The sequence below is a fragment of the Pseudarthrobacter sp. 902506025 genome, assembly GCF_040702325.1.
In the GTDB taxonomy this organism is placed as follows: Bacteria; Actinomycetota; Actinomycetes; order Actinomycetales; family Micrococcaceae; genus Arthrobacter.
On the sequence record NZ_JBFBKW010000008.1, the window covers coordinates 89,385 to 112,520 of the forward strand.

General features: G+C 66.1%; 24 protein-coding genes. 15 read left to right on the forward strand and 9 right to left on the reverse strand.

The genetic code is table 11. From position 1 onward, the window contains the following. Positions 1-64: 64 nt before the first annotated feature. The 5 genes from AB0280_RS15000 to AB0280_RS15020 all read left to right on the forward strand — a co-directional run bounded on the left by AB0280_RS15000 (position 65) and on the right by AB0280_RS15020 (position 5,089). A complete protein-coding gene (locus tag AB0280_RS15000) occupies positions 65-1,072 on the forward strand; it encodes a branched-chain amino acid ABC transporter permease (protein WP_159632548.1) in 1,008 nt (335 codons plus the stop codon). After that, entirely contained in the window at positions 1,069-2,316 is a 1,248-nt protein-coding gene (locus tag AB0280_RS15005; RefSeq protein WP_307488568.1) for a branched-chain amino acid ABC transporter permease, read from the forward strand. The genes AB0280_RS15000 and AB0280_RS15005 overlap by 4 nt, the downstream gene beginning before the upstream one ends. Beyond that, a complete protein-coding gene (locus AB0280_RS15010; protein ID WP_366367692.1) occupies positions 2,313-3,293 on the forward strand; it encodes an ABC transporter ATP-binding protein in 981 nt (326 codons plus the stop codon). The genes AB0280_RS15005 and AB0280_RS15010 overlap by 4 nt, the downstream gene beginning before the upstream one ends. Then, a complete protein-coding gene (locus AB0280_RS15015; protein ID WP_159632545.1) occupies positions 3,280-3,993 on the forward strand; it encodes an ABC transporter ATP-binding protein in 714 nt (237 codons plus the stop codon). The genes AB0280_RS15010 and AB0280_RS15015 overlap by 14 nt, the downstream gene beginning before the upstream one ends. Positions 3,994-4,144: 151 nt before the next feature. Then, positions 4,145-5,089: a Bax inhibitor-1/YccA family protein gene (locus AB0280_RS15020; protein ID WP_307488566.1), complete on the forward strand. Its 945-nt coding sequence runs from the start codon at positions 4,145-4,147 to the stop codon at positions 5,087-5,089. 102 nt (positions 5,090-5,191) lie between these two features. Here the strand turns inward: AB0280_RS15020 and galK are convergent, their stop codons facing one another. Beyond that, entirely contained in the window at positions 5,192-6,379 is a 1,188-nt protein-coding gene (gene galK, locus AB0280_RS15025) for a galactokinase (RefSeq protein ID WP_307488565.1), read from the reverse strand. Beyond that, positions 6,376-7,533 carry a galactose-1-phosphate uridylyltransferase gene (gene galT / locus AB0280_RS15030; RefSeq protein ID WP_307488564.1) on the reverse strand — a complete coding sequence of 386 codons (1,158 nt, stop codon included), beginning with the start codon at positions 7,531-7,533 and terminating at the stop codon, positions 6,376-6,378. Before galT ends, galK begins: the two co-directional genes overlap by 4 nt. A gap of 101 nt (positions 7,534-7,634) precedes the next feature. On the opposite strand from galT, the gene AB0280_RS15035 reads away from it, so the two are divergent. Genes AB0280_RS15035 through AB0280_RS15050 form a run of 4 tightly spaced genes read left to right on the forward strand, consistent with a single transcriptional unit; the run spans position 7,635 to position 11,853 of the window. Further along, positions 7,635-8,591 (forward strand): aldose 1-epimerase family protein, encoded by a 957-nt coding sequence (locus AB0280_RS15035; protein WP_366367693.1) that lies wholly within the window; start codon positions 7,635-7,637, stop codon positions 8,589-8,591. A 35-nt stretch (positions 8,592-8,626) separates the two neighbouring features. Next, on the forward strand, positions 8,627-9,973 hold the full coding sequence (locus AB0280_RS15040; protein ID WP_307488562.1) for an AI-2E family transporter: 1,347 nt from the start codon (positions 8,627-8,629) through the stop codon (positions 9,971-9,973). A 3-nt stretch (positions 9,974-9,976) separates the two neighbouring features. Then, entirely contained in the window at positions 9,977-11,215 is a 1,239-nt protein-coding gene (gene ilvA / locus AB0280_RS15045; RefSeq protein ID WP_159632540.1) for a threonine ammonia-lyase, read from the forward strand. Positions 11,216-11,223: 8 nt separating this feature from the next. Then, the gene (locus tag AB0280_RS15050) at positions 11,224-11,853 is read left to right on the forward strand and encodes a rhomboid family intramembrane serine protease (RefSeq protein ID WP_307488561.1); all 630 of its coding nucleotides are present in this window, start codon (positions 11,224-11,226) and stop codon (positions 11,851-11,853) included. 120 nt (positions 11,854-11,973) lie between these two features. On the opposite strand, the gene greA is transcribed toward AB0280_RS15050, so the two are convergent. Together greA and AB0280_RS15060 are read right to left on the reverse strand one after the other, a co-directional pair. Continuing rightward, on the reverse strand, positions 11,974-12,468 hold the full coding sequence (gene greA / locus AB0280_RS15055; protein ID WP_159632538.1) for a transcription elongation factor GreA: 495 nt from the start codon (positions 12,466-12,468) through the stop codon (positions 11,974-11,976). Between the two features lie 151 nt (positions 12,469-12,619). Continuing rightward, on the reverse strand, positions 12,620-13,078 hold the full coding sequence (locus tag AB0280_RS15060; RefSeq protein WP_307488560.1) for a DUF4307 domain-containing protein: 459 nt from the start codon (positions 13,076-13,078) through the stop codon (positions 12,620-12,622). 131 nt (positions 13,079-13,209) lie between these two features. On the opposite strand from AB0280_RS15060, the gene mca reads away from it, so the two are divergent. Both mca and AB0280_RS15070 read left to right on the forward strand, forming a co-directional pair. Beyond that, a complete protein-coding gene (mca, locus tag AB0280_RS15065) occupies positions 13,210-14,115 on the forward strand; it encodes a mycothiol conjugate amidase Mca (RefSeq protein ID WP_307488559.1) in 906 nt (301 codons plus the stop codon). Positions 14,116-14,212: 97 nt separating this feature from the next. Beyond that, the gene (locus tag AB0280_RS15070; protein WP_159632535.1) at positions 14,213-14,554 is read left to right on the forward strand and encodes a hypothetical protein; all 342 of its coding nucleotides are present in this window, start codon (positions 14,213-14,215) and stop codon (positions 14,552-14,554) included. Positions 14,555-14,578: 24 nt separating this feature from the next. Here AB0280_RS15070 and trhA read toward each other — a convergent pair whose 3' ends face one another. Beyond that, positions 14,579-15,322, reverse strand: a complete 744-nt coding sequence (gene trhA / locus AB0280_RS15075) for a PAQR family membrane homeostasis protein TrhA (RefSeq protein ID WP_307488558.1) — start codon at positions 15,320-15,322, stop codon at positions 14,579-14,581. A gap of 148 nt (positions 15,323-15,470) precedes the next feature. Here trhA and AB0280_RS15080 point away from each other — a divergent pair, with 148 nt between their 5' ends. After that, on the forward strand, positions 15,471-16,232 hold the full coding sequence (locus AB0280_RS15080) for an isoprenyl transferase (protein WP_159635666.1): 762 nt from the start codon (positions 15,471-15,473) through the stop codon (positions 16,230-16,232). Between the two features lie 239 nt (positions 16,233-16,471). Then, complete coding sequence (locus AB0280_RS15085; RefSeq protein WP_159632534.1) at positions 16,472-17,890, forward strand: PhoH family protein; 1,419 nt, start codon at positions 16,472-16,474, stop codon at positions 17,888-17,890. 200 nt (positions 17,891-18,090) lie between these two features. Here the strand turns inward: AB0280_RS15085 and AB0280_RS15090 are convergent, their stop codons facing one another. Beyond that, on the reverse strand, positions 18,091-18,738 hold the full coding sequence (locus tag AB0280_RS15090; RefSeq protein WP_307488557.1) for a GNAT family N-acetyltransferase: 648 nt from the start codon (positions 18,736-18,738) through the stop codon (positions 18,091-18,093). A gap of 42 nt (positions 18,739-18,780) precedes the next feature. Next, positions 18,781-19,575, reverse strand: a complete 795-nt coding sequence (locus tag AB0280_RS15095; protein WP_307488556.1) for a hypothetical protein — start codon at positions 19,573-19,575, stop codon at positions 18,781-18,783. Positions 19,576-19,635: 60 nt separating this feature from the next. Here AB0280_RS15095 and AB0280_RS15100 point away from each other — a divergent pair, with 60 nt between their 5' ends. Continuing rightward, complete coding sequence (locus AB0280_RS15100) at positions 19,636-20,181, forward strand: prepilin peptidase (RefSeq protein WP_307488555.1); 546 nt, start codon at positions 19,636-19,638, stop codon at positions 20,179-20,181. Positions 20,182-20,221: 40 nt separating this feature from the next. Then, positions 20,222-20,692, forward strand: coding sequence for an NUDIX hydrolase (locus AB0280_RS15105; protein ID WP_159632530.1), 471 nt, complete (start codon positions 20,222-20,224; stop codon positions 20,690-20,692). A gap of 18 nt (positions 20,693-20,710) precedes the next feature. Here the strand turns inward: AB0280_RS15105 and AB0280_RS15110 are convergent, their stop codons facing one another. Together AB0280_RS15110 and AB0280_RS15115 are read right to left on the reverse strand one after the other, a co-directional pair. Further along, complete coding sequence (locus tag AB0280_RS15110; protein ID WP_307488554.1) at positions 20,711-22,396, reverse strand: MDR family MFS transporter; 1,686 nt, start codon at positions 22,394-22,396, stop codon at positions 20,711-20,713. Further along, complete coding sequence (locus AB0280_RS15115; RefSeq protein WP_366367697.1) at positions 22,393-23,061, reverse strand: TetR/AcrR family transcriptional regulator; 669 nt, start codon at positions 23,059-23,061, stop codon at positions 22,393-22,395. Before AB0280_RS15115 ends, AB0280_RS15110 begins: the two co-directional genes overlap by 4 nt. Positions 23,062-23,136 lie beyond the last annotated feature (75 nt).

The following is a 23,136-nucleotide window of genomic DNA, read 5'->3' on the forward strand; positions in this document are numbered from 1 at the left end:
TCAATAGACACAAGTCCCACGGCCGGGCCCACAAGGCCGCGTGCAACTGGATCAGGATGTTCCCATGCTTCCCTCTCTTGTCCCACTACTCCCGATGGAAAACGACTGGATCACCTTCGACATACCGTCCCTGGCCCAGAACTTCTGGAGTGCCACGTTTGACGGCCTCACGTTCGGGGCCATCTATGCGCTCGTAGCACTGGGCTACACCCTGGTTTACGGCGTCCTGAACCTGATCAACTTCGCCCACTCGGAAGTGTTCATCGTTGGCTGCTACGCAGTCTTCTTTACCCTCAGCAGCCTTGGCTTCGGCCCCTCAGCTCCCCGGCTCGACATCTGGGCCATCATTCTGAACCTGCTGCTGGCGCTGGTCCTGGCCATGGTGGCGTCAGCCGTGACAGCGTTCCTGCTGGAGCGGATCGCCTACAAACCCCTGCGGCAACGGAACGCACCCCGCCTGGTCTTCCTGATCACCGCCATTGGTGCTTCCTTCACCATCCAGTACCTCATTTACCTGTGGCGCGGTCCCAGCCCTGAACTGGCCCTGACCATGTTCCGGCCCACCCCCATTTTCGACGTCTTCGGCACCATCATCGATTCGCAGCAGCTGGTGATCATCATCGCCGCCGTGATCATGATGGTGGGCATCGACAGGTTCATCAGCAAGTCGCGCACAGGCCGCGGCATCCGGGCGGTCGCCCAGGACCCCGACACCGCCACGTTGATGGGCGTCAACAAAGAGCGCATCATTATTACCACCTTCGTCATCGGAGGCCTGCTCGCAGGAGCCGCCGCCTTGTTCTACGTCATGAAAATCCCGTCCGGTGTCCAGTACAGCGGTGGTTTCGTCCTGGGCATCAAGGCGTTCGCTGCCGCGGTGCTTGGCGGCATCGGCAACGTGCGCGGGGCACTGCTGGGCGGACTGCTCCTTGGCCTGATCGGCAACTACGGCCAGATCCTGCTGGGCAATTCGCAGTGGACCGACGTCGTGGCGTTCGTGGTGCTGGTGCTCGTGCTGCTGCTGCGGCCCGAGGGCATCCTGGGAACCTCCCTTGGAAGGAGCAAAGCATGAGTATGACGGACGGCCCCACGCCGCTGCAGACAGCGGCCGCCGAGCAGGCAGCAGAGGACCGCGAAGCATCGCCGAAAGCCCCGGGCAGGAGCGCACTCCGGCAGCAGGGCAAACGCAAGCCCGGCTACTTCTCCGACCGCTGGCACGCCCTGTCCCGCCAACAGCAGTGGGCCTTCCTGGTCATCGTGGTGGTCCTGGCCTACCTGCTGCCGCTGCTCAACCCGCCGATCATCACCACCGAACCCGGCAACAACTTCGCCCTGGCATGTTTCGACATGGCACGCTTTGCGCTGATCGCCGTTGGCCTCAACATCGTGGTGGGGTACGCCGGCCTGCTGGACCTTGGCTATGTCGCCTTCTTTGCGGTGGGTTCGTACGTCGCCGCCATGCTGACCAGCCCGGATTCGCCCTACCTGCACATCCCTTACCTGTGGACGCTTCCGGTGGCCATGGCAGTCACCATGTTCTTCGGCGTCATGCTGGGCGTGCCCACACTCCGGCTCAGGGGGGACTATCTCGCCATCGTGACGCTCGGCTTCGGCGAGATCATCCGTATCCTGGCCACCATCATTCCTGCCATGAAGGGCCAGGTGGGTTTCCAGAACGTCGGCCACCCGCCGGGTGACGGGGCTGACGGGACGCCGATCTTCTCCAACTCAAACGGTGTGCCCTGGTACTGGCTGACCCTGACCATCATCATCATCGTCACCCTCCTGGTGGGCAACCTGGAACGCAGCCGGGTGGGCCGCGCCTGGATTGCCATCCGCGAAGATGAGGACGCTGCGGAAATCATGGGTGTTCCCACCTTCAAGTACAAGGTGTGGGCCTTCGCCATCGGCGCTGCCGTCGGCGGCCTTTCCGGTGCACTCTTCGCCGGGCAGGTGGGGTTCGTCAACAACCAGAAGTTCGACGTCACCACATCCATCCTGTTCCTCGCCGCAGTGGTGCTGGGAGGTGCCGGCAACAAGGTGGGCGCCATCCTTGGTGGGGCCCTGGTCAGCTACATCCCGTTGAGGTTCACGGCCATCGCCGAATACAAGTACCTGATCTTCGGGATTGCGCTGGTGCTGATCATGATCTTCCGTTCCCAGGGACTCCTGCCCGCACGGCAGCGGCTGCTGGCGTACGGCAGGACGGCACTCAACAAGGTCACCAGCCGCGATGGCACGGAGCCGAAAGACTCGAACAATCCACCAGCCGGCACCGGGACCCAGGCGGCCGGACAGAGAGGAGCGGAGGCATGAGCTCCGAGGAAAGGCACGCGGGCTCCAGCAGTGTGGAGGAGCAGCCGGCCCAGGACGGCGCTGCCCAGGACAGCACGGTCCAGGACGGCTCGGCGGCTCCCGTCGCGCCGGAGCTGGACATGGAGGCCCTCGCCGAAGCTGGAGTGGACCAGGAACTGGCCGAGAAGGTGGCCCCGGACCGCGATATTGCGGTCAAGGTGGGCGACAACATTGTCGAGGTGCAAAACCTGACCATCAAGTTCGGCGGCCTGGTGGCACTGGACAACATCAGCTTCAACATCAAGCGCGGCGAGATCCTTGGCCTCATCGGGCCCAACGGCGCCGGGAAGACCACGTGCTTCAATGCGATGACCGGCGTGTACAAGCCCACCAGCGGAAAAGTGGTGCTGGAGGGGCAGGTCCTGAACGGCATCAAGCAGCACAAGATCACCCGGCTGGGCCTGTCCCGCACGTTCCAGAACATCCGCCTGTTCGGTGAGATGACCGCCCTGGAGAACGTGGTGGTGGGCCTGGACGCGCGGCACCGGACCAGCGTCGGCGGGGCGCTGCTGCGCCTGCCCACCCATATCAAGGAGGAAAAGTCGGCCATCGAGCGCGGCATGGCCCTGCTGGACTTCGTGGGCATCGGCAGCCATGCCCACGTCCTGTCCCGGCAACTGCCGTACGGCTACCAGCGCCGGCTTGAGATTGCGCGCGCCCTGGCCACTGATCCAAAGGTCCTCTGCCTGGACGAACCGGCAGCCGGCTTCAACCCGGCCGAAAAGGAGGAACTGATGGCGCTGATCCGCACCATCAGGGATGAGGGCTACACCGTGCTACTGATCGAGCACGACATGAAGCTGGTCATGGGTGTGACAGACCGGATTGTCGTACTGGAATTCGGGAAGAAGATCGCGGACGGACTGCCGCGGGAGATCCGCGAAGACCCGCGTGTTATTGCTGCTTACCTAGGGGAGCCTGAAGATGACGTTGCTTGAACTTGAGGGAGTGTCCGTCCACTACGGCCGAATCCAGGCCCTGCGGGACATCTCCTTCACCGTCGACGAAGGCGAAGTGGTGGCGCTGATCGGGGCCAACGGTGCCGGCAAGACCACCACCATGCGGACCATCTCCGGCCTGCTGAACTGCTCCGAGGGCAGGATCACCTTCGAGGGCCAGGACATCACCAAGATGAAGGCCCACATCCGCGTGGTGCACGGAATCTCCCAGGCCCCCGAAGGGCGCGGCATCTTCCCTGGCATGACCGTCATGGAGAACCTCGACATGGGAACGTTCGGGCGCAAGGACAGAAGCGGTGTGGGCAAGGACCTGGACCGCGTCTTTGACTTGTTTCCCCGGTTGAAGGAGCGGGAAAAGCAGTTTGGGGGAACCATGTCCGGCGGTGAGCAGCAGATGCTGGCGATCGGACGTGCCCTGATGTCCAATCCGAGACTGCTGCTGCTCGACGAGCCCTCCATGGGCCTCGCCCCACAGTTCATCCGCCAGATTTTCAAGATCATCAAGGAAATCAACAACCAGGGCACCACGGTCCTGGTGGTGGAGCAGAACGCCAACCAGGCCCTGGCCGGAGCCCACCGCGCCTTCGTTCTGGAGACGGGGGCAATCACCCACAGCGGCACCGGCAAGCAACTGCTGGAAGATCCCTCCATCAAGGAGGCCTACCTGGGCGTGGGCTAATTCGCCTGATGGGGCCCGGTACCGGACCGGCGGCAACGGTCACGGTTCGGTTGCAACCGGGCCCCTTGGGAACTTTCGCGGCGGCCCCCACGTGGGAATTGGTAGCGTAACCACAAGCTCATCACCCACACCCACATGGAGGAATCCCGCAATGGCACTTGGCGGCAACCCGATCTTCAACGGAAAGAATTTCCGTGGAGCCACCCAGGCACCGCCTGTCCCGCAGGCTCCCTACGGCGCTCCCTACGGCCAGGCGTCGTACGGCCAGCAGCCCTATGGCCAGCAGCCTTACGGCCAGCAGCCTTACGGCCAGCAACCGTACGCTCAGCAGGGCTGGGGCACGCAGCCCCAGAGCATGACCGACGAACAGCTGCGGCAGATGTACAGCCAGCCCTCGGCGGGCCCCGCGGATACTGGCCGGATGACGTTCGACGACGTCATCATGAAGACCGCTGCCTGCCTCGCCGCGGTGATTGCCGGCGCAGCAGTCACCCTGGTGGTGGCGCCGGGCCTGGCTTCCATGCTGATGATCGTCGGCGCCCTGGGCGGCTTCGTCCTGGCATTGGTGAACACCTTCAAGAAGCAGCCGTCGCCGGCGCTGATCCTAGCCTACGCCGCATTGGAAGGTCTCTTCCTCGGCGGCCTGACCCGGATCCTGGATGGCATGTTCCCCGGCGTCGGGCTGCAGGCAGTTGTCGGCACGCTTTCGGTGTTCGCCGTGACCCTGCTGCTGTTCAAGAGCGGGAAGGTCCGCGCCACCCCGAAGGCCATGCGGTTCTTTATGATCGCCATCATCGGCTATGCCGTGTTCTCCCTGGTCAACATGGTGATGATGTGGACAGGCGTCCTGCAGCAACCCTTCGGCATGCGCAGCATTGAGATCTTCGGCATCCCGCTGGGCGTCTTCATCGGACTGCTCGCCATCGGCCTCGCAGCCTTCTCGCTGATCATGGACTTCACCAGCATCGAAGAGGGCGTCCGCAACGGTGCCCCGCAGCGCTTCTCCTGGACGGCGGCCTTCGGCCTGACCGTCACGCTGGTCTGGCTGTACGTGGAGATCATCCGCCTGCTGGCCATCCTGCGCGGCGACGACTAGGCACTCCGGCAACCTCCCGCCGTCGTACGTTAACCAACTGTGGGCCCCACCAAACTGGTGGGGCCCACAGCCGTTAAAGCGCTCCAGACGGACCGCGCCTGCCTAGGCGATCCGCATGGCGCCGGCGGCGGGGGAGACGGTGAAGATGTCCGGCGCCGCGAAGCCCGCGTCTGCGAAAGCCTTGACGACGGCGTCACGCACCTTCTGTTCGGCGTCCAGCGGCGTAAGCGCAATAGCCGCCCCGCCGAAGCCGCCCCCCGTCATGCGTGCGCCGATTGCCCCGTTGGCACGGGAGGTGTCCACGGCAAGGTCCAGTTCCGGGCACGAGATTTCGAAGTCGTCGCGCATGGAGGCGTGGCTGGCGTCCAGCAGGGGGCCGATGGCGTCGGGGCCCGGGCCGTCCAGCAGATCCACGGTCTGGAGCACCCGGTCGTTCTCGGTGACGACGTGCCGGACGCGACGGAACGTGACCTCGTCCAGCAGCCCGCTGGCTTCCTCAAGGTCCGCCACCTCCAGGTCCCGCAAGGCCTTGACCCCCATGACCTCCGCGCCCAGCTCGCAGGATGCGCGCCGCGAGGCGTAGCCCCCGTCGGCGTGGGAGTGCGACACCTTGGTGTCGATCACCAGGAGCACCAGGCGGGCGGGCCCGGTCTCAAACGGGACCAGGCGGGCCGTCTGGTCCCGGCAGTCCAGGAAAACTGCGTGGCCTTGTGAACCGCGCAGGGACGCGGACTGGTCCATGATGCCGGTGGGTGCCCCGACGAAGTCATTTTCGGCCCGCTGGGTGGCCAGCACCATGTCCTCGGCCTCCAGTCCAGCGCCCGTGAGGTCGTTCAGTGCGGTGATGACGGCACATTCAATGGCGTGCGACGACGACAGGCCGGCGCCGAGCGGAACGTTTGAGTCCAGGAGCAGGTCCAGTCCGGGGACGTCGATGCCCCGTTGCCGCAGCGCCCACACGACGCCCAGGGGGTACTTGGTCCAGCCCTTTGCCGTTCCCGGCTGCAGGGTCTCGAGATTGGTGCTGACCACCCCCTGGTCGCCATACGTGGACAGCAGCCGCATGGTGGCGTCCTGGCGTACGGCGACGGCCACCCGCGCGGTGCGGTCGATGGCGAAGGGCAGAACGAAGCCTTCGTTGTAGTCCGTGTGTTCGCCGATAAGGTTGACCCGCCCGGGCGCCTGCCACAAGCCGTCGGGAGCGCGGCCGAACTCCTGCTCAAAGCGGGCGCCCAGGTCCTGCGGTGTGGCACCTGCGGCCTGGCTGTTGTCCTGGTTCCGGGTGGTCACGCGGAGGCTCCTTCCGGGGTGGCCGCGAGGGCGGCAGCAGGCGTGGACGACGGTGGGACGGCAACATTGCGGAGCCGTTCCGCCACGCTTTCGGGAGTGGTGTCATTGATGAAAGCGCCCATGGCTGCCTCCGACCCTGCCAGGTACTTCAGCTTGTCGGCTGCCCTGCGCGGGGAGGTCAGCTGCAGGTGGAGGTATCCAGCCGGCCGCAGGACGTCATCCAGCGGGGCCTGGTGCCACGCGGAGATGTAGGGAGTCGGCGTGGGGTACAGCGCGTCAACCCGCTTGAGCAGGTCCAGGTAGACATGCGCCAACTCATCCTTCTCCTCCCCGTCCAAGGCCGCGAGGTCGGCGACCTGGCGGTGCGGCACCAGGTGGATTTCCAGGGGCCACCGGGCTGCGAAGGGCACGTAGGCGCTGAAGTGCGTTCCTTCCAACACCATTCTGCTGCCGTCCTCCCGCTCGGCCCGCAGCAGCGAACCGGTCAGGGTTTCCCTGCCGTCCGTTGCGTCGTAATACTTCCGGGCCGCCGCACCCAGGACGCCGGCGCGGGGCGTGACGTAGGGGTAGGCATAGATCTGGCCGTGCGGGTGGTGCAGCGTGACGCCGATGTCGGCGCCGCGGTTTTCGAACGGGAAGACCTGCTTGATCCCCGTCATGGCACTGAGGGCAGCCGTGCGGTGCGACCAGGCTTCGATCACGGTCCGGGACCGCTCCTGGCTCAGCCCGCTGAAGGAACCGGTGTGGTCCGGGGTGAACGACACCACCTCGCAGCGGCCGTATGCGGGTCCCTTCGTTCCCCATCCGGCATGCTCGGGGACCGGCCCGAGCGCCGGTCCCAGGGAGGGGAACCGGTTCTCGAAGACCACCACGTCATAGTCCGCGGCAGGAATCTCGGAAGCATTCCCGGGAGTGGTGGGACAGATGGGGCACTGGTCTGCCGGCGGAAGGTGGGTCCGGGCCTGGCGGTGCGCGGCAACGGCCACCCATTCATCCGTCAGCGCATCGAAGCGGACCTCGCCCGGTTCGCCCCGCGGCGGCAGGCCGCGGTGATCGGTGGTGAGGTGCCCGGCGCGGGAGGTGCTGGTGCCGGCGTCGTCGAAATACATCAGCTCCCGGCCGTCGGAGAGTCTGGTGCTGGTAATCCCTGTCATGCAAAAAGTTTGGCACAAGCGATCAGAAAAGAATAGTTAACAACAAAAAGTAACAAGGTTCGGGATGGAGGTGAGGCGCCGCCCGTTGTACGGTAATCCCCATGACTGCCTCTTCCCCACAGGAAACCTCCGTTGCATCCACCCGGACCTGCGCCACCGGCCGGCAACACGAACTGCGCCGGGGCGATGCCGTGGCCGTAGTCACCGAGCTCGCCGCGGGGCTGCGCTCGTTCAGCCGTGGCGGGGTCCTGCTGACCGAGACTTATGGGGACGACGAGATCTCCCCGGGCGGCGCCGGCATCACGCTCGCCCCCTGGGCCAACAGGGTGGAGGACGGGCAATGGTTCCTCGACGGCAGGAAACAGCAGCTGGACATCACCGAAGTGTCCCGCAACAACGCCAGCCACGGCCTGCTTCGAAACGCCGGCTATGCCCTGGTGGGGAAGTCCCCGCACGCCGTGGCGCTGGAAGCGGTCGTCTTCCCGCAGCACGGCTATCCCTTTCTGGTGCGGCACCGGGTGGACTACCAGCTTTCCGAGGACCTCGGGCTGCGCGTCCGGCAGACCCTCACCAATGACGGTACGGCGGCAGGGCCTTTCGTCCTCGGCGCGCACCCCTACCTGCGGGTCGGTGACACTCCGGTCGAGGAACTGAAGCTGACCGTTGCCGCCGACACCCGGCTGGTGACCGATGAGCGCTTGATTCCGCGCAGTTCGGCCCCTGTCGAGGGGGACGTTGACTTCCGTTCCGGCCGGCACGTCGCGGACCTGGCAGTGGACGTGGCCCTGACGGACCTCCGGTTTGAGGGCGGCGTGGCCCGGCACACCCTTGCGGCCGGTGACGGCAGCGCGGTGTCGCTCTGGCAGGACGAATCTTGCCGGTACGTCCACATCTTCGTCAGCACTGTGTATCCAGGCCGGACCCGGGCCGTGGCGGTGGAGCCAATGACGGGGCCGGCCAATGCGTTCAACTCCGGTGACGGCCTCCGGTGGCTGCCTGCAGGGGAGTCCTTCAGCATGGAATGGGGGATCGATTACGCACCCGGCGCGGCACGGTAGTTTGCATTGGGCCACCGCTGGGGAAGTATGGGGATATGACGCCAAAAGAGGACGACGTTACCCTTGCCCACACAGCACCGGTCCAACCGGCTCCCGCGCCGGCAGCGGCCGCGGCCGCACCCCTGAGGGTTCTGACGGACCGTGAGCTGGACAAGGACATCCCGTACGGCATCCGCATCGCAGCTTCCTGGTCATGGCGGCTCGGCCTGATCCTCCTGATGGCGGGAACCCTGGTGTGGCTGCTTAGCCACATCACCCTCCTGATCATTCCGATCATGGTGGCCGCACTCCTCGCCGGACTGCTCAGCCCGGTCACGGCATGGCTGAAGAGGCGGGGGCTTCCCGCGGGACTGGCCGTCGCAGTGACAGTCCTTGGCTTCATCGGCGTCATCGCCGGTGCACTGGCCCTGGTGGGCAGGCAACTGGTGGTCGGTTTCGGCGAACTGTATTCCCAGGCGCTTGAGGGCGTCCGGCAGGTCCAGGACTGGCTGTCCGCCGGGCCCCTGCACCTGACCGCCACCCAGATTGACCAGTACGTCAAGGAAGCCACCGACGCCCTCCAGAACAACAGCAGCAGCATCCTCAGCGGCGCCCTGTCCTTCGGGAGCACCGCCGGACACTTCGCAGCCGGGATGCTCCTCTCGCTGTTCATCCTCATCTTCTTCCTCCTGGAGGGAGACCGGATCTGGGCCTTCCTGGTCAGGATGCTTCCCCGCAAAGCCCGGGCCGCCACGTTCGGCGCCGGCCACAAAGGCTGGGCATCGATGGTCAGCTACGCGCGCATCCAGATGTTCGTCGCAGCTGTCGATGCGCTGGGCATCGGCGTCGGTGCCGCCATCATTGGCGTACCGCTCGCGCTTCCCCTGGGCGTGCTGGTCTTCCTCGGCTCCTTCATCCCGGTGGTGGGCGCCCTGGTGACCGGCGTCGTTGCCGTCCTTCTGGCACTGGTGGCCAACGGTCCCGTGAACGCCCTGATCATGCTGGGCATCGTCCTGCTGGTCCAGCAGCTCGAGGGCCACATCCTGCAGCCCCTGGTCATGGGCAAGGCAGTCTCGCTCCACCCGGTGGCAGTAATCCTCAGCGTTGCGGCCGGTTCCTACCTCGCCGGCATCCCCGGGGCGCTGTTCTCGGTACCCATCCTGGCCGTAGCAAACTCGGCCGTTCGCTACATTGCGGCCAGAACGTGGGAACATGAACAGGTGCCGGTTATTGCCGGAAGGCCCATCACAGCCGGAGCGGGCGGGGACAACACCATCGAGGACGTTGAGCCGCCGTCTGCATCCGACGCCGGGAACGGCCGGGCGGCAGGCACTTCATCCGAACACCGTGATGCCCGCACCGCCTCTCCGGAGGGCGCCGGGGCAGAACCCAAAGGAGAGTAGTCCGTGAAGATCCTTGAAACCCTTCCCGTCACACTGGACGATGTCCTTGAGGCGCAGAAGCTGCTTGACGGGATCATTGCGCGCACGCCCGTGGAATCGTCCCGGGCGCTGGGGGGCATGGTGGGCGGCGACGTCCATTTCAAATGCGAAAACCTGCAGCGCGCCGGCTCGTTCAAGGTCCGCGGTGCCTACGTACGGATGGCCCGGCTCTCGCCGGAAGAGAAAAAGCGGGGCGTGGTGGCGGCGTCGGCCGGCAACCATGCGCAGGGCGTTGCCGTTGCCGCCAAAAGCCTTGGCATCAAGGCCCGGATCTACATGCCGCTGGGCGTAGCACTGCCCAAGCTTGCCGCCACCCGCAGCCACGGTGCCGAAGTCATCCTGCACGGGCACAACGTGGACGAGGCGCTCGCTGAAGCCCAGCGCTACAGCGATGAAACCGGGATGGTCTTCGTCCATCCGTTCGACAATGTGGACGTGGTGGCAGGCCAGGGGACCGTAGGCCTGGAAATCCTTGAGCAGGTCCCCAACGTCGACACCGTCCTCATGGGCGTGGGCGGCGGCGGGCTCCTGGCGGGGGTCGCCGTCGCCATCAAGGCCCGCGCACGGGAACTCGGCCGGGAGATCCGCATCATCGGCGTCCAGGCGGAGAACGCCGCCGCGTACCCGCCCTCGCTTGCCGCTGACGCCCTGGTACCGCTGAAGCGGGTCTCCACCATGGCGGACGGCATTGCCGTGGGACGCCCGGGACAGCTGCCTTTCAGTATCATCCGCGAGCTGGTGGATGACGTGGTCACCGTCAGCGAGGACTCGCTGGCCCGCGCGCTGATCTTCCTGCTCGAGCGGGCCAAGATGGTGGTGGAACCCGCCGGCGCGGTGGGTGTGGCGGCCCTCATGGACGGCAAGATCGAGAACCCGGGTTCCACGGTGGTGGTCCTCTCCGGCGGAAACATCGATCCCATGCTGATGCTCAAGGTCATCCAGCGCGGCCTCTCCGCCGCAGGGCGCTACATGACCGTTCGGATGATGCTTGATGACCGCCCCGGCTCCCTGGCAACCATTGCCCGTATCATCGCCGAAAATGATGCCAACGTCACCGGCCTGGACCACACCCGGGTGGGGGGATCCATCAGCATGGGTGATGTCTCGATCACCGTGAACCTGGAGACCAAGGGCCACCAGCACGGTGAGCAGGTCCTCAGTGCCCTCCGTGCCGAGGGCTTCCAGCCCATCGTTGTGCACTAGGAGCGGCCATGGCCGGACTGGGCAGCGGACTGACGGGTAACGGAGGCGGCCCGGCGCGGCAAACCATCGCCGCGCGCGCAAGGGGCGGTCTGGTGGTTCTGGGCGGCTTCGTGGCCCTGCTGTTCGCCATCGAGGTGGTCAACACGCTGATGATGGGCGCCCTCACGCGGACCTTCGGCCTGCGGCCCAGGAGCGCCGACGGGCTGCTGGACATCTTCACCTTCCCGCTCCTGCATGCCAATCTGAACCATCTGCTGTCCAACAGCCTGCCCCTGGTCATCTTCGGCTTCCTCGTGTTCCTCTCGGGGCTCCGCGTGTTCCTCACCGCGCTGGCCTTCAGTTGGCTCGGCAGCGGGGTCACCGTCTGGCTTATCGGCAACGGCGTCACGGTGGGCGCGTCCGGCCTGGTCTTCGGGCTCTTCGCGTTCCTTCTGGTGCGTGGCTTCTTCAACCGCAGCTGGCGGCAGATCCTGCTCGCGGTGGTCCTCTTCATGGGGTACGGGAGCATCCTGCTCGGTGCCCTGCCCTTCGTGGCAGGCTACGTGAGCTGGCAGGCGCACCTGGGCGGCGCCGCGGGCGGGGTAGTGGCGGCCCTGCTGCTTCGTCCGCGCCTCCCTGCGCTCCCGCGCCAGTCCTGACCGCCGGTCCTCCCCGGCGGCGCGCCCGGGCGGTCCTTGCGGCGCAGACAGAAAAGCGGCGGCCGTCCCCGTGGGGACGGCCGCCGCTTTGGCCGGACCGGCTTGCTGCTTGTCCTGGCGTTACCCGGCGTAGGGCTTGGCGGAGAGGATCTCCACCTTGATGTCCTTGCCGTTCGGCGCAACGTAGCTGAGGGTCTCGCCCTCCTTGTGCCCCAGGATGGCGGCACCAAGGGGGGACTTCTCGCTGAAGACATCCAGGTCCGAGTCGCCGGCGATTTCGCGCGATCCCAGCAGGAAGGTCTCCTCATCCCCGGCGATCCTGGCAACCACGAGCATGCCGGGCTCAACGATGCCGTCATCGGCAGGCGCTTCACCCACATGGGCGTCCCGGAGCAGGACGGTCAGCTGGCGGATGCGGGCTTCAATCTTGCCCTGCTCCTCCTTGGCCGCGTGGTAGCCCCCGTTTTCCTTGAGGTCCCCCTCTTGCCGCGCTGCTTCAATCTTCTGGACGATCTCCGCCCGGCCTGCGCCGGAAAGGTGGTCCAGCTCTGCCTTCAGGCGGTCAAAAGCTTCCTGGGTAAGCCAGGCTGCAGATGCGCTGTTGGTGGTAGACACGGACTTCTCCTCTAGTGGTCTTACATGCAAAAGACCCCGCCACGGTGGCCACTTGTGGAACAGTAACCAGCTCAGCGGGGTAAAGGTATCTCTCCATTGTAGTCAATCCCTTGGAGATAACCCAACAATCAAGCGTCGCGCATCACATCCCTTAGGACTCTCCGCCGGGAATCCAGCAGCTGTCGACCACTCCGGACACGGACGCCGACTCCGTGCGCAACGTGACGCGCTGGGCGACTGTCCTGCCGCCGTCAGGCGTTGAGTCAGCCGCCGACGGCGGGATGTCCACTACCTTCCAGCCCACCACGGCAAACTTGGCGTCCAGCGCCTTCACGGCGCACTTGACGGGCTTGGCCGGTTCCCGGGTCACCTGGAAGTCGACCTCGGCGAGGGTGGCATCGGCGGTGCTGTAACCCACGTCCTTGAACGTCACCCCGGACAGCGAATTGGACGTGGTCACCCAGGCCAGGAACCCGATCCCCACGGCCAGCGCGACGCCGATGGCCAGCCGGGCGGCCCTGGGGGAGAGCCGGCGCTTTTTAGCACCATACCGATTGGCTAGGCTAGTGTCTGCGGGCGCGGATTGGGCCGGCTGGTCCGGGGAAGTCACCAGACCAGTTTAGTGCCCTTTCCGCCGGCGCTTTCGCGGTGGCACCAGCTGCCGGCAAGGCGCTGCGCCTACCGCACCACCCGTAAGCTGCCCCAGAGCCGCGAAAGACAAATTAAGGAGCCGTCCCCTCCATGACAGCGCCCAGCAAATCCCAGGTGCCGCTCCGGCTGCTCGCGGTCCACGCCCACCCGGATGACGAATCCAGCAAGGGTGCTGCGACTATGGCCATGTATGCATCCACCGGCGTGGACGTCCTGGTGGCAACCTGCACGGACGGCTCCCGCGGTGACATCCAGAACCCGGCAGTTGAAGGTGAGGCGCATCCCAAGCGGGACATGGCCGGCGCGCGCAGGCTGGAGATGCAGCGGGCCGCCGCCATCCTGGGCATCCGCCAGCGCTGGCTGGGCTTTGTGGACTCCGGCCTCCCCGAGGGCGACCCGCTTCCGCCGCTTCCGGCCGGCTCCTTCGCCACCCTGCCCCTGCAGCAGGCGGCCGCGCCCCTGGTCCGGCTGGTCCGGTCCTTCAAGCCGCACGTCATCCTCAGTTATGACGAGAACGGCGGCTACCCCCATCCGGACCACATCATGGCCCACCGGGTAGCCGTGGAAGCGTTCGAGGCAGCGGGGGATCCGGAACGGTACCCGGACGCGGGGGACGCCTGGGAGCCCAGCAAGCTCTATTACGACCGTGCCTTCAGCCCGGAGAGGTTCCGGGCACTGCACTTTGCGCTCGAAGAGGCGGGTCTGCAGTCCCCGTATGCCGAGCGCCTGGCCGCGTGGCTGGAGTCCGATGCGGAGGGGCACACGCCACCTCCTGCCGCGCACCCCACCACCACCCAGGTGGACTGCGGCGACTTCTTCGAAATGCGCGACGATGCACTGCGCGCCCACCGCACGCAGGTGGACCCGCTGGGGTTCTTCTTCGCGGTTTCCCCGGACATGCAGCGCCGGGTCTGGCCCTGGGAAGACTACTCCCTGATCCACTCCCGGGTGCCGTCCGAGCTCCCCGAGAAGGATCTGTTCGCCGGGCTAAGATAGACAGGCAGGCCATTTCTATCTTGCGTAGAAAACAGGTGCGGCGACGGGCCGTTCCGTCCGCATCCTGCTGCATCCGTTCCACCAGAAGGTATTAACCGTGCATTCTCTGCTCCTCAGCCTCGCCACCACGCCGAGCCCGCTGCCCACTCCGACGCTCCGGGACGGAATATCCGAGGACCAGGTAACGCCGGGCCTTCTGGGGTTCATCATGACGGCCTTCTTTGTTGTGGCCACCGCCCTGCTCATTGTGGACATGGTGCGGCGGATCCGCAGGGTCCGCTACCGCGCCCAGGTGGAGGAAGAGCGCCTGGCCGCCGCTGCCGCGGCAGACGTGGACGCCGCAGACGCCCAGGACGGGCTCGACGACGGCACCCGCCAGGCAGCGCCGGACGCCAACGGAAACGGCCCGGCAAACGGGCTTCCGCGGCCCCGCGAATAAGAGGGTCCCGCCGCCGGGGCGGCTTTAGGCAAGGACCGCCAGCGCGATCGCCACGAAGTGGGCCGCGAAGGCAAACACGGTGAACGCGTGGAACAGTTCGTGGAAACCGAAGTGGTAATAGCTGAAGTTCGGCTTCTTGAGGGCGTAAAAGACAGCGCCCGTGATGTAGAGGACGCCGCCCACGCAGATCAGCACTGCTGCCGGAATGCTGGCCTGGAAGAACTGCGGCAGGTAGAACAGCGCGCCGCAGCCCAGCGCGATGTAGATCGGCACGTAGAGCCAGCGCGGCGCATCAGTCCAGAGCAGCCGGAACAGCACTCCGAGGATGGCCCCGGCCCAGATGACCCACAGGAGCACTACTGCCTGCTGGCGTTCCAGCAGGGTCCATGCCAGTGGCGTGTACGTGCCGGCGATCACCAGCATGATGTTGGTATGGTCCAGCCGCTTCAGGACGAGCTTGACCCGCGGGGACCAGTTGCCGCGATGGTAGACGGCGCTGACACCGAACAGCAGAACACCGGTGGCGGCATAGACGGCAGAGGTGACCCGGCGGTCAACCGTGGGTGCGAGGACAACCAGGATGATCCCTGCGGCAAGTGCCAGCGGGGCCGTGACGGTGTGGATCCAGCCGCGCCACTTGGGCTTGATCATCAGTAGTTCCGCGAGGCGGACCGCGGCATCATCCACCGCGCTGGGCTCCGCATCCGGGCCGGGGTTCCGGTCCTCGGGCCGGGGTGCCGGGGAGGCCTGCGGGGAGTCGCTGTTCATGGCACCAGAATAACTTACGGGCCGGTAAGTTACCGCTCAGTAACATCCCTTCGGGACCGGTCCTGAGGTCCTGCCCGTCCCGGGGCGTCCCGGGCGGTAGCCTAGGATGTGGAAGTACGTACGGCGGGAAAGTCAGGTGAGTGGACGCGTGGAGTTGCCCGGGTTCCTCTATGGCTATTACGAGCGCCGGCTGCTCAAGGACCTCCCGCGCGACCGCATTCCCCGGCACATTGGTGTCATGGTGGACGGAAACCGGCGCTGGGCCAAGCAGTTCAATGCCCCCACTGCCCAGGGCCACCAGGCGGGTGCGGACAAGATCCACGAGTTCCTGGGCTGGTGCCAGGAGCTCGGCGTCAAGGTGGTGACGCTGTACATGCTCTCCACGGACAACATGAACCGCTCCAGCGAGGAACTGGACCTCCTGATGGGGATCATCGCCAACACCCTGGACCGGCTGGACGAAGACGCGAACATCTCCGTGCATGCCATGGGTGCCCCTGAACTGCTTCCGGACTACCTGGCCGAGCGGCTGAACAAACTCACGGCCAGGACTCCTGTCCGGGAAAAGATCCACGTCAATGTGGCGGTGGGGTACGGGGGCCGCAGGGAGATTGTCGACGCCGTCCGTGAACTCCTGCATGACGCCGTCGCCAAGGGCATGGATATTTCCAAGCTTGCCGATGACCTGTGCGTCGACGACATCTCCCGGTACCTGTACACGCGGGGCCAGCCGGATCCGGACCTGGTAATCAGGACGTCGGGGGAGCAGCGCCTCTCCGGCTTCCTGATGTGGCAGAGCGCCTATAGCGAGTTCTACTTTTGCGAGGCCCTGTGGCCCGCCTTCCGGAAGGTCGACTTCCTCCGCGCCCTGCGGGACTACGCCGGGCGGCAGCGGCGCTTCGGCACCTGAAACCCGCGGTTCATCACGAGTTCATACATCCGCCGGAGAAATCGCCGCCAAATAGTTGCGGAAATCACCCGGAGTGGATTTACGTTATATCCATCAGCAGGCAAAACCGCCGGCTGATCGGGGAGGCCAGTACATGGAGCGAAACATCGCACCGGGTGTATGGGAGGCCGGATCCGGCCTCGTGGCCGAGCCGCCTCACCAATAACAATTCCGGGCTGGCGCCCGGGGCTGGAGTCGATGTGGCTACTTCTGAACAACTGCCCGAGGTCCTGGTTGGCCAGGGCGGAAAAGCTACCTCTCGCGCCGAGCGAGCCACCTCTGTGACCGGCGCAGCAACTGATGCTGCGGCCGGTTTTGCTGTCTCCGGAAGGGAAGCCGACATCCACACCTTCGTCATCGACACCTCCGTCCTGCTCTCCGACCCGCGGGCACTCCTGCGGTTCGCCGAACATGAGGTGGTGGTCCCCGTCGTGGTCATCACCGAACTCGAAGCCAAACGGCACGATCCGGAACTGGGTTATTTCGCCCGGAATGCCCTGCGGCTCCTTGACGACCTCCGGGTCAAGCATGGCGGCCTGAACCAGCCCCTTCCCATCGGGGATGAGGGCGGCACCCTCATGGTGGAACTGAACCACATCTCCGCAGAGGTGCTCCCGCTGGGCTTCCGCAGCGGGGACAATGACAGCCGCATCCTCGCCGTCGCCAAGAACCTGGCCAACGAGGGGCGCAACGTCACGGTGGTCTCCAAGGACCTGCCCATGCGCGTCAAAGCCTCCGCCATGGGGCTTACCGCCGACGAGTACCGCAACGAACTGGTCAAGGACTCCGGCTGGACCGGCGTTGCCGAAGTCGAGGCGGACGAACAGGACATCGCCACCCTCTACGGCCACGAACCGGTCTTCATCCCCGCCGCCGCGGAACTGCCCGTCAACACCGGGCTGGTGCTGCTCTCCAACCGCGGCTCCGCACTGGGCCGGGTGGGCGCCGACAAGCAGGTCCGCCTGGTCAAGGGCGACCGTGACGTGTTCGGCCTCCACGGCCGTTCCGCCGAACAGCGGCTGGCCATCGACATGCTGATGGACCCGGGCGTGGGCATCGTATCCATCGGCGGCCGCGCCGGCACCGGCAAGTCGGCACTGGCCCTCTGCGCGGGCCTCGAGGCTGTGCTGGAACGCCGCGAACACCGCAAAGTGATCGTCTTCCGGCCCCTCTTCGCGGTGGGCGGCCAGGAACTCGGCTACCTGCCGGGTTCGGAGTCCGAGAAGATGAACCCCTGGGCACAGGCAGTCTTTGACACCCTGGGCGCCCTGGTCAGCCAGGAAGTAGTGGAAGAGGTCATGGACCGGGGCATGCTCGAAGTCATGCCCCTCACCCACATCCGCGGACGTTCCCTCCACGATGCCTTCGTGATCGTCGACGAGGCCCAGTCCCTCGAAAAGAACGTCCTCCTCACCGTTATGAGCCGCATGGGCCAGAACTCCAAGATCGTGCTCACCCACGACGTCGCCCAGCGTGACAACCTCCGCGTGGGGCGCCACGACGGAATCGCCGCCGTCGTCGAAACCCTGAAAGGACACCCGCTCTTCGGCCACATCACGCTGACCCGCTCCGAGCGCTCGCCCATCGCAGCCCTGGTGACGGAACTCCTGGAGGGCTGACCTTACCTACGCAAGGGGCCGTGGCCCGGTTCGCCGGGCCACGGCCCTTCGTGCGTTTCGGTGGCTGGGTACGTCCGCCCCAAGCCCTTCGCCGTCGCTTAGACACCTCCCGGCGCGCTGCTTCGGTCGCTGGGCGACCTGCGCAACGCTCTGGTCGGCGATGCGCTCCTACGCGAAGGACTTGGGCCGGCCTTGTACAGTCAAGTCACCTTGAGGAACTTTGCTGCCGCCTCGTGGCCCTCGACCTGCAATGTCCAGCCCGGGCGGTTGAAGGTTTCGGGGGTGAGGCGGACGTGCTGGAGTGTTTCGACCTTGGTGCCCCAGGCTTTGCGGCTGGTGCCGTTCAGTTCGTAGCCGAGGGAACGGGAGACGCCCAGGGAGGCGCTGTTCCACGCGGCGGCCTCCGACTCGGCGACCTCCGCGCCGAGCCAGTCAAAGGCCCACAGGACGACGGCGGCACGCATCTCCGTGCCCAGTCCCCGGCCCTGGACTGACTTTTTGAGCCAGGAGCCGGTGGTGACAGTCTTCAGCACCGCGAAGTCCCTGGCACCAACGTCCTGGCACCCGATGAACTGCCCTTCATGCCAGATCCCCAGGAGCAGCGTCCAGTGCTCCGGCGCGAACTCCCCGCGGCAGCGCCAGTACCAGCGGGCCATGTTGGGGCCGAGTTCGTCGCCGGGCAGCTCGGTCCACGGCGTGCTGAACGGGTTCCTGGTGGGCTCGTGGATTCCGCTGCGGGCGGCGTCGACAGCCGCCGGGATGTCCTGGTCGGTGATGGGCCGGAGCTCCAGACGGGGCGTGGTCAGCCTGAGGTCGAACAGGGGCCAGATGGAGCTCATCGTCGTCATCCGCGAAGCCTAGCCGACCGGGACCGGGAGGACCTGTCACGTTCAGGCGGGAATGTCCCAGCTGATGTGCCGGCGGACGTCGGTGAGGTTCATGGACTGGGCCAGGAACAGGTCATCCAGCATGTACTCGTCCACGGCGATGATCCGGATCCAGTGGCCATATCCTTCCGTTTCCGCTTCCAGCGACTGGCTGGACACGCAGACACCGGTGTTCACGTCCACGCGCAGCAGGGACCGGCCGGGCAGGCACAAGGGGGCGGCAGGATCGGCGGGGCGGTACGCGGCGTTGGGGACCACCACGGCTTCAAGGACTGTCCGGCCCTCGTGGTCGGAATACCGCACCTCCCGGATATCCAGCGCGTTGCTGCCGGGAAACTCGATGGGCACCGGGGCGTTGCCTGCGAGCTCCACGGGATCCAGCGCAGCCGAGAAGCGGCCGTTGCCGAATCCGGGCTCGCCGTAGGCGGCCTCGGGGCGGCGGCGTACCAGTCCGGCGTCGTCATAGACGGGGGTGACCAGGTGCGGGGGGAGGAGCCAGGACTTGCGCGTGGCGCTCACATAGAAGACGTCCCGGGAATCGTTGATCCCCGTAGTGCTGTGCAGGACCAGGCGCTCGGGGCTCTCGAGCCGGAGCGCCCCCGGACGGCGCAGCCAGGCGCGGACGAACGGGGCGCCCGGGGCGGGGGCCGACGAAAAGGCCTGGTCCCAGTACTCAAACCGCATTGACTGCCACTTCCAGGGGGAGGAGCGGCAGAGGTTCCGGAACACGGCGGCCAGGTCCGCCGGGGAGGCAGGTGATTCCGGAACCGGGCTGCGCCGGGAGTCCCAGGTCGACATATCCACATTTTACGCGGGGGCGCTACGGCGGGAATGGGTGGATCCAGTAGCATCCGAGGGGTGATCGGACGACTCGGTGAACTCTGGCAGCACACCCCGCTTGCCTTCTGGCTGGTGCTGGCGGCCTGCCTCTACTTTGCGGTGATGGCGGTGCGGCTGACCATCATCGACGTCCGGCACCACCTCCTGCCCAACCGGATCGTCTTTCCCTCTTATGCGGTGGCCGGCGTGCTTTTGCTGGCGGCAGCTGCCGTTGCCTGGGCCAGCCCATTTTCGGCGGCCGGTGACACCACTGGGATCCTGTCGGCCCCTGCCCTCCGCGTGGTGGCCGGAGCCGGGATCCTGTGGCTGTTCTACTTCGTCCTCCGCTTTGTGTACCCGCCGGGCATGGGGTTCGGCGACGTCAAACTCGCGGGAGTGCTGGGCATGTACCTTGGCTATCTCAGCTGGGGACACCTGTTCGCGGGGACCTTCCTGGCCTTCCTGCTGGGCGGCCTGTGGTCCGTAGCCCTTCTTGCAGCACGGCGGGGGACTTTGAAATCCTCCATCCCGTTCGGGCCGTTCATGCTCGCCGGGGCCGCAGCCGCCATGCTGCTTCCCGCCTGAGCGGCGGGGCGTTCGCTTGGTGGTTGGATAGGCTGGCGCTATGCCTGCACCCGAATACGTCCTGAAGCTCCGCAAGAAGATCGGTAACGATCCCATCTGGGTTCCCGGTGTGCGGGGCGTGGTGGTGGATGACGCCGGCCGGATCCTGCTGGCCCAGCGGGCTGACAACGGCCAGTGGGCGCTGGTCAGCGGCATGCTGGACCCCGGCGAGCAGCCGGCCCGCGGGCTGATCCGTGAGATCTTCGAGGAAACGGCTGTGGTGGCCGAGGCAGAGCGCGTGGTGTCGGTTGGCGCTGTGGGTCCGGTCACGTATCCCAACGGTGACGTCTGCGAATTCCTGGACGTCGTGTTCCTGTGCCGCTACGTCTCCGGCGAAGCCAGGGTCAATGACGACGAATCCCTGGCTGTCGGCTGGTTTACCCTTGATGACCTTCCCGACCTGATGCCCGGGCACCTCACCAGCATCCGCCAGGCGTTGGCACCCTCCGCCGCCGTCCACTTCGAGCCCTAGAGGCTGCCGCGACGGCCGTCAGCGGCCTTGGGAAACCAGCTCGCCGTCGTCGTCCTTCACACTGGCCACGCCACGTCCGGCGTCCACGTTCCCGGCAGCGGCGGCGGGAAGCCCGGCGGCGAGCCGCTCTGCCTCCTCGCCGCCCACGGCCTCACCGCGGGCCACCATACCGGCGGTGTCGGACAGCGGGATCTGCTTCAGCGTGAGGGCCAGCAGCAGGGCCACGGCGATGAAGGGGAGCAGGTACCAGAACACGGGCGCCAGGGAATCGGCGTAGGCGTTCACGATGGCGTCGCGCAGCTGTTCCGGGAGTTGGCTGAGTGCCTGCGGATCCAGGGTCCGGGTGGACTGCCCGGCCTGCTCGGCGGAGGCGCCAGCGCCGGTGAACGCGCTGGTGAGGGCCTCGGACAACCGGGTGGTGAAGATCGAGCCGAACACGGCCACGCCCATGGCGGCTCCCACTTCGCGGAAGTAGTTGTTGGTGCTGGTGGCGGTGCCGATTTGGTCGGCCGGTACGGAGTTCTGGACCACCAGGACCACCACTTGCATGATCAGGCCCAGGCCGGCGCCGAAGACGAACAGCTGCAGGCAGATGACCCAGATGGGGGTGCTGGCGGCAAGGGTGGTCATCCAGAGCATGGCGGCCATGGTGAAGACGGCGCCCAGGATGGGGAACATCCTGTACTTTCCGGTCTTGGAGATCCGGATGCCGGAGTAGATGGAGGTGCCCATGAGGCCGGCCATCATGGGGAGCATGAGGAGGCCGGATTCCGCGGCGGACGTGCCGGAGGACATCTGCAGGAACGTGGGGACGAATGCGATGGCGGAGAACATGCCCAGGCCCAGGGTGAAGCCGATGGCCGTGGCGTTGATGAAGATCCGGTTCCGGAACAGGCTCAGCGGGATGATGGGGTCCTCGGCGCGCCGCTCAACCATGATGAAGGCGGCCGCGGACACGAGCAGGCCCACTCCAAAGGCCCAGGTGAGGGGCGAATCCCAGCCCTGGTCCTTCTTGCCGCCGAAGTCGGTGAAGAAGATCAGGCACGTGGTGGCGGCGGACAGCAGGACGACGCCAAGGATGTCGATCCGCTTTTCCGCCTTCTTGTTGGGCAGGGTCAGGGCGAACCAGGCGATGGCGAAGGCGGCCAGGCCAACCGGGATGTTGATGTAGAAGGCCCATTCCCAGGTGAGGTGGTCCACGAAGAAGCCGCCCAGCAGCGGGCCGGCCACGGCCGAGAGGCCGAAGATGGCACCGAGCGGACCCATGTACTTGCCGCGCTCCTTGGCGGGAACGATGTCGGCGATGATCGCCTGGGAGAGGATCATGAGCCCGCCGCCGCCCAGGCCCTGGATGGCGCGGAAGATGACGAATCCCCAGAAATCGGTGGCCAGGGCGCAGCCCACCGACGCGAGCGTGAAGAGCGCGATGGCCACGAGGAAGAGGTTGCGTCGGCCCAGGATGTCACCGAACTTGCCGTAGATCGGCATCACGATGGTGGTGGCCAGGAGGTATGCGGTGGTGATCCAGGCCTGGTGCTCCACGCCGCCAAGCTTGCCCACGATGGTGGGCATGGCCGTGGAGACGATGGTCTGGTCCAGGCTGGAGAGCAGCATTCCGGCGATCAGCGCGGAGAAGATGATCCAGATGCGTTTTTGCGTCAACAGCAGGGGCCCTGCCGGCGCCGTGGTGGTGGCGGTACTCATGATTGTCCTTCTGCTGCGGTGGTGTCAGGGGTGTTGAACGGTTGTGAAAACAGGACGCTGGCGGCGGAAATGTTCTCCAGCAGCAGGTCCGGGTAGCTGCGGGTGTTGCCGTCGGAGAAGTAGGCCATGCTGCTCTTGCGGGCGATGGTGCTGAGCAGCACCACGGCCATCTGCACCACCGGGTGGTCGGCGGCTACTCCTTCACGCCGGGCAACGTCCCGGGCGAACTGGGCCTCGCGCTGCTCCGTGACGCCGATGATCCTGAGGATGAGCTGCGGTTCCTTGCGGACCACCCCGATGAGCTGCCGGGTGTCTTCCTCCGAGGCCGACATGTCCTCGGCCAGGCGCAGGGAGAGTGTCACCAGGTCCCGGAAGAGGGTGGGGGAGATCTGTCCTGCCGGTGATCCGGCTCCGCCGGCAACGAACTCCTCGATGATGTCGGACGGGATGTCGTCGTCCGCGTGGCCGATGATGGCGTCTTCCTTGGTGGGGAAGTAGTTGAAGAAGGTCCGGCGGGAGATGCCCGCGGCCTCGCACACTTCCTCCACGGTATATCCGTTGAGTCCGCGTTCAGCCGTCAGGGTCCGGGCAGCCGAGGTGATGGCGCCGCGGGTGGCTGCGCGCTTGCGCTCACGCAGGCCGTCAGAAGTTGCACTATCAGTCACAAAGTAAATTTTTGCACTAAAGCATCTGGAGTGCAAACTTCAGTTGCCGACCTGCAGTTGCCTTAAAGTACGACG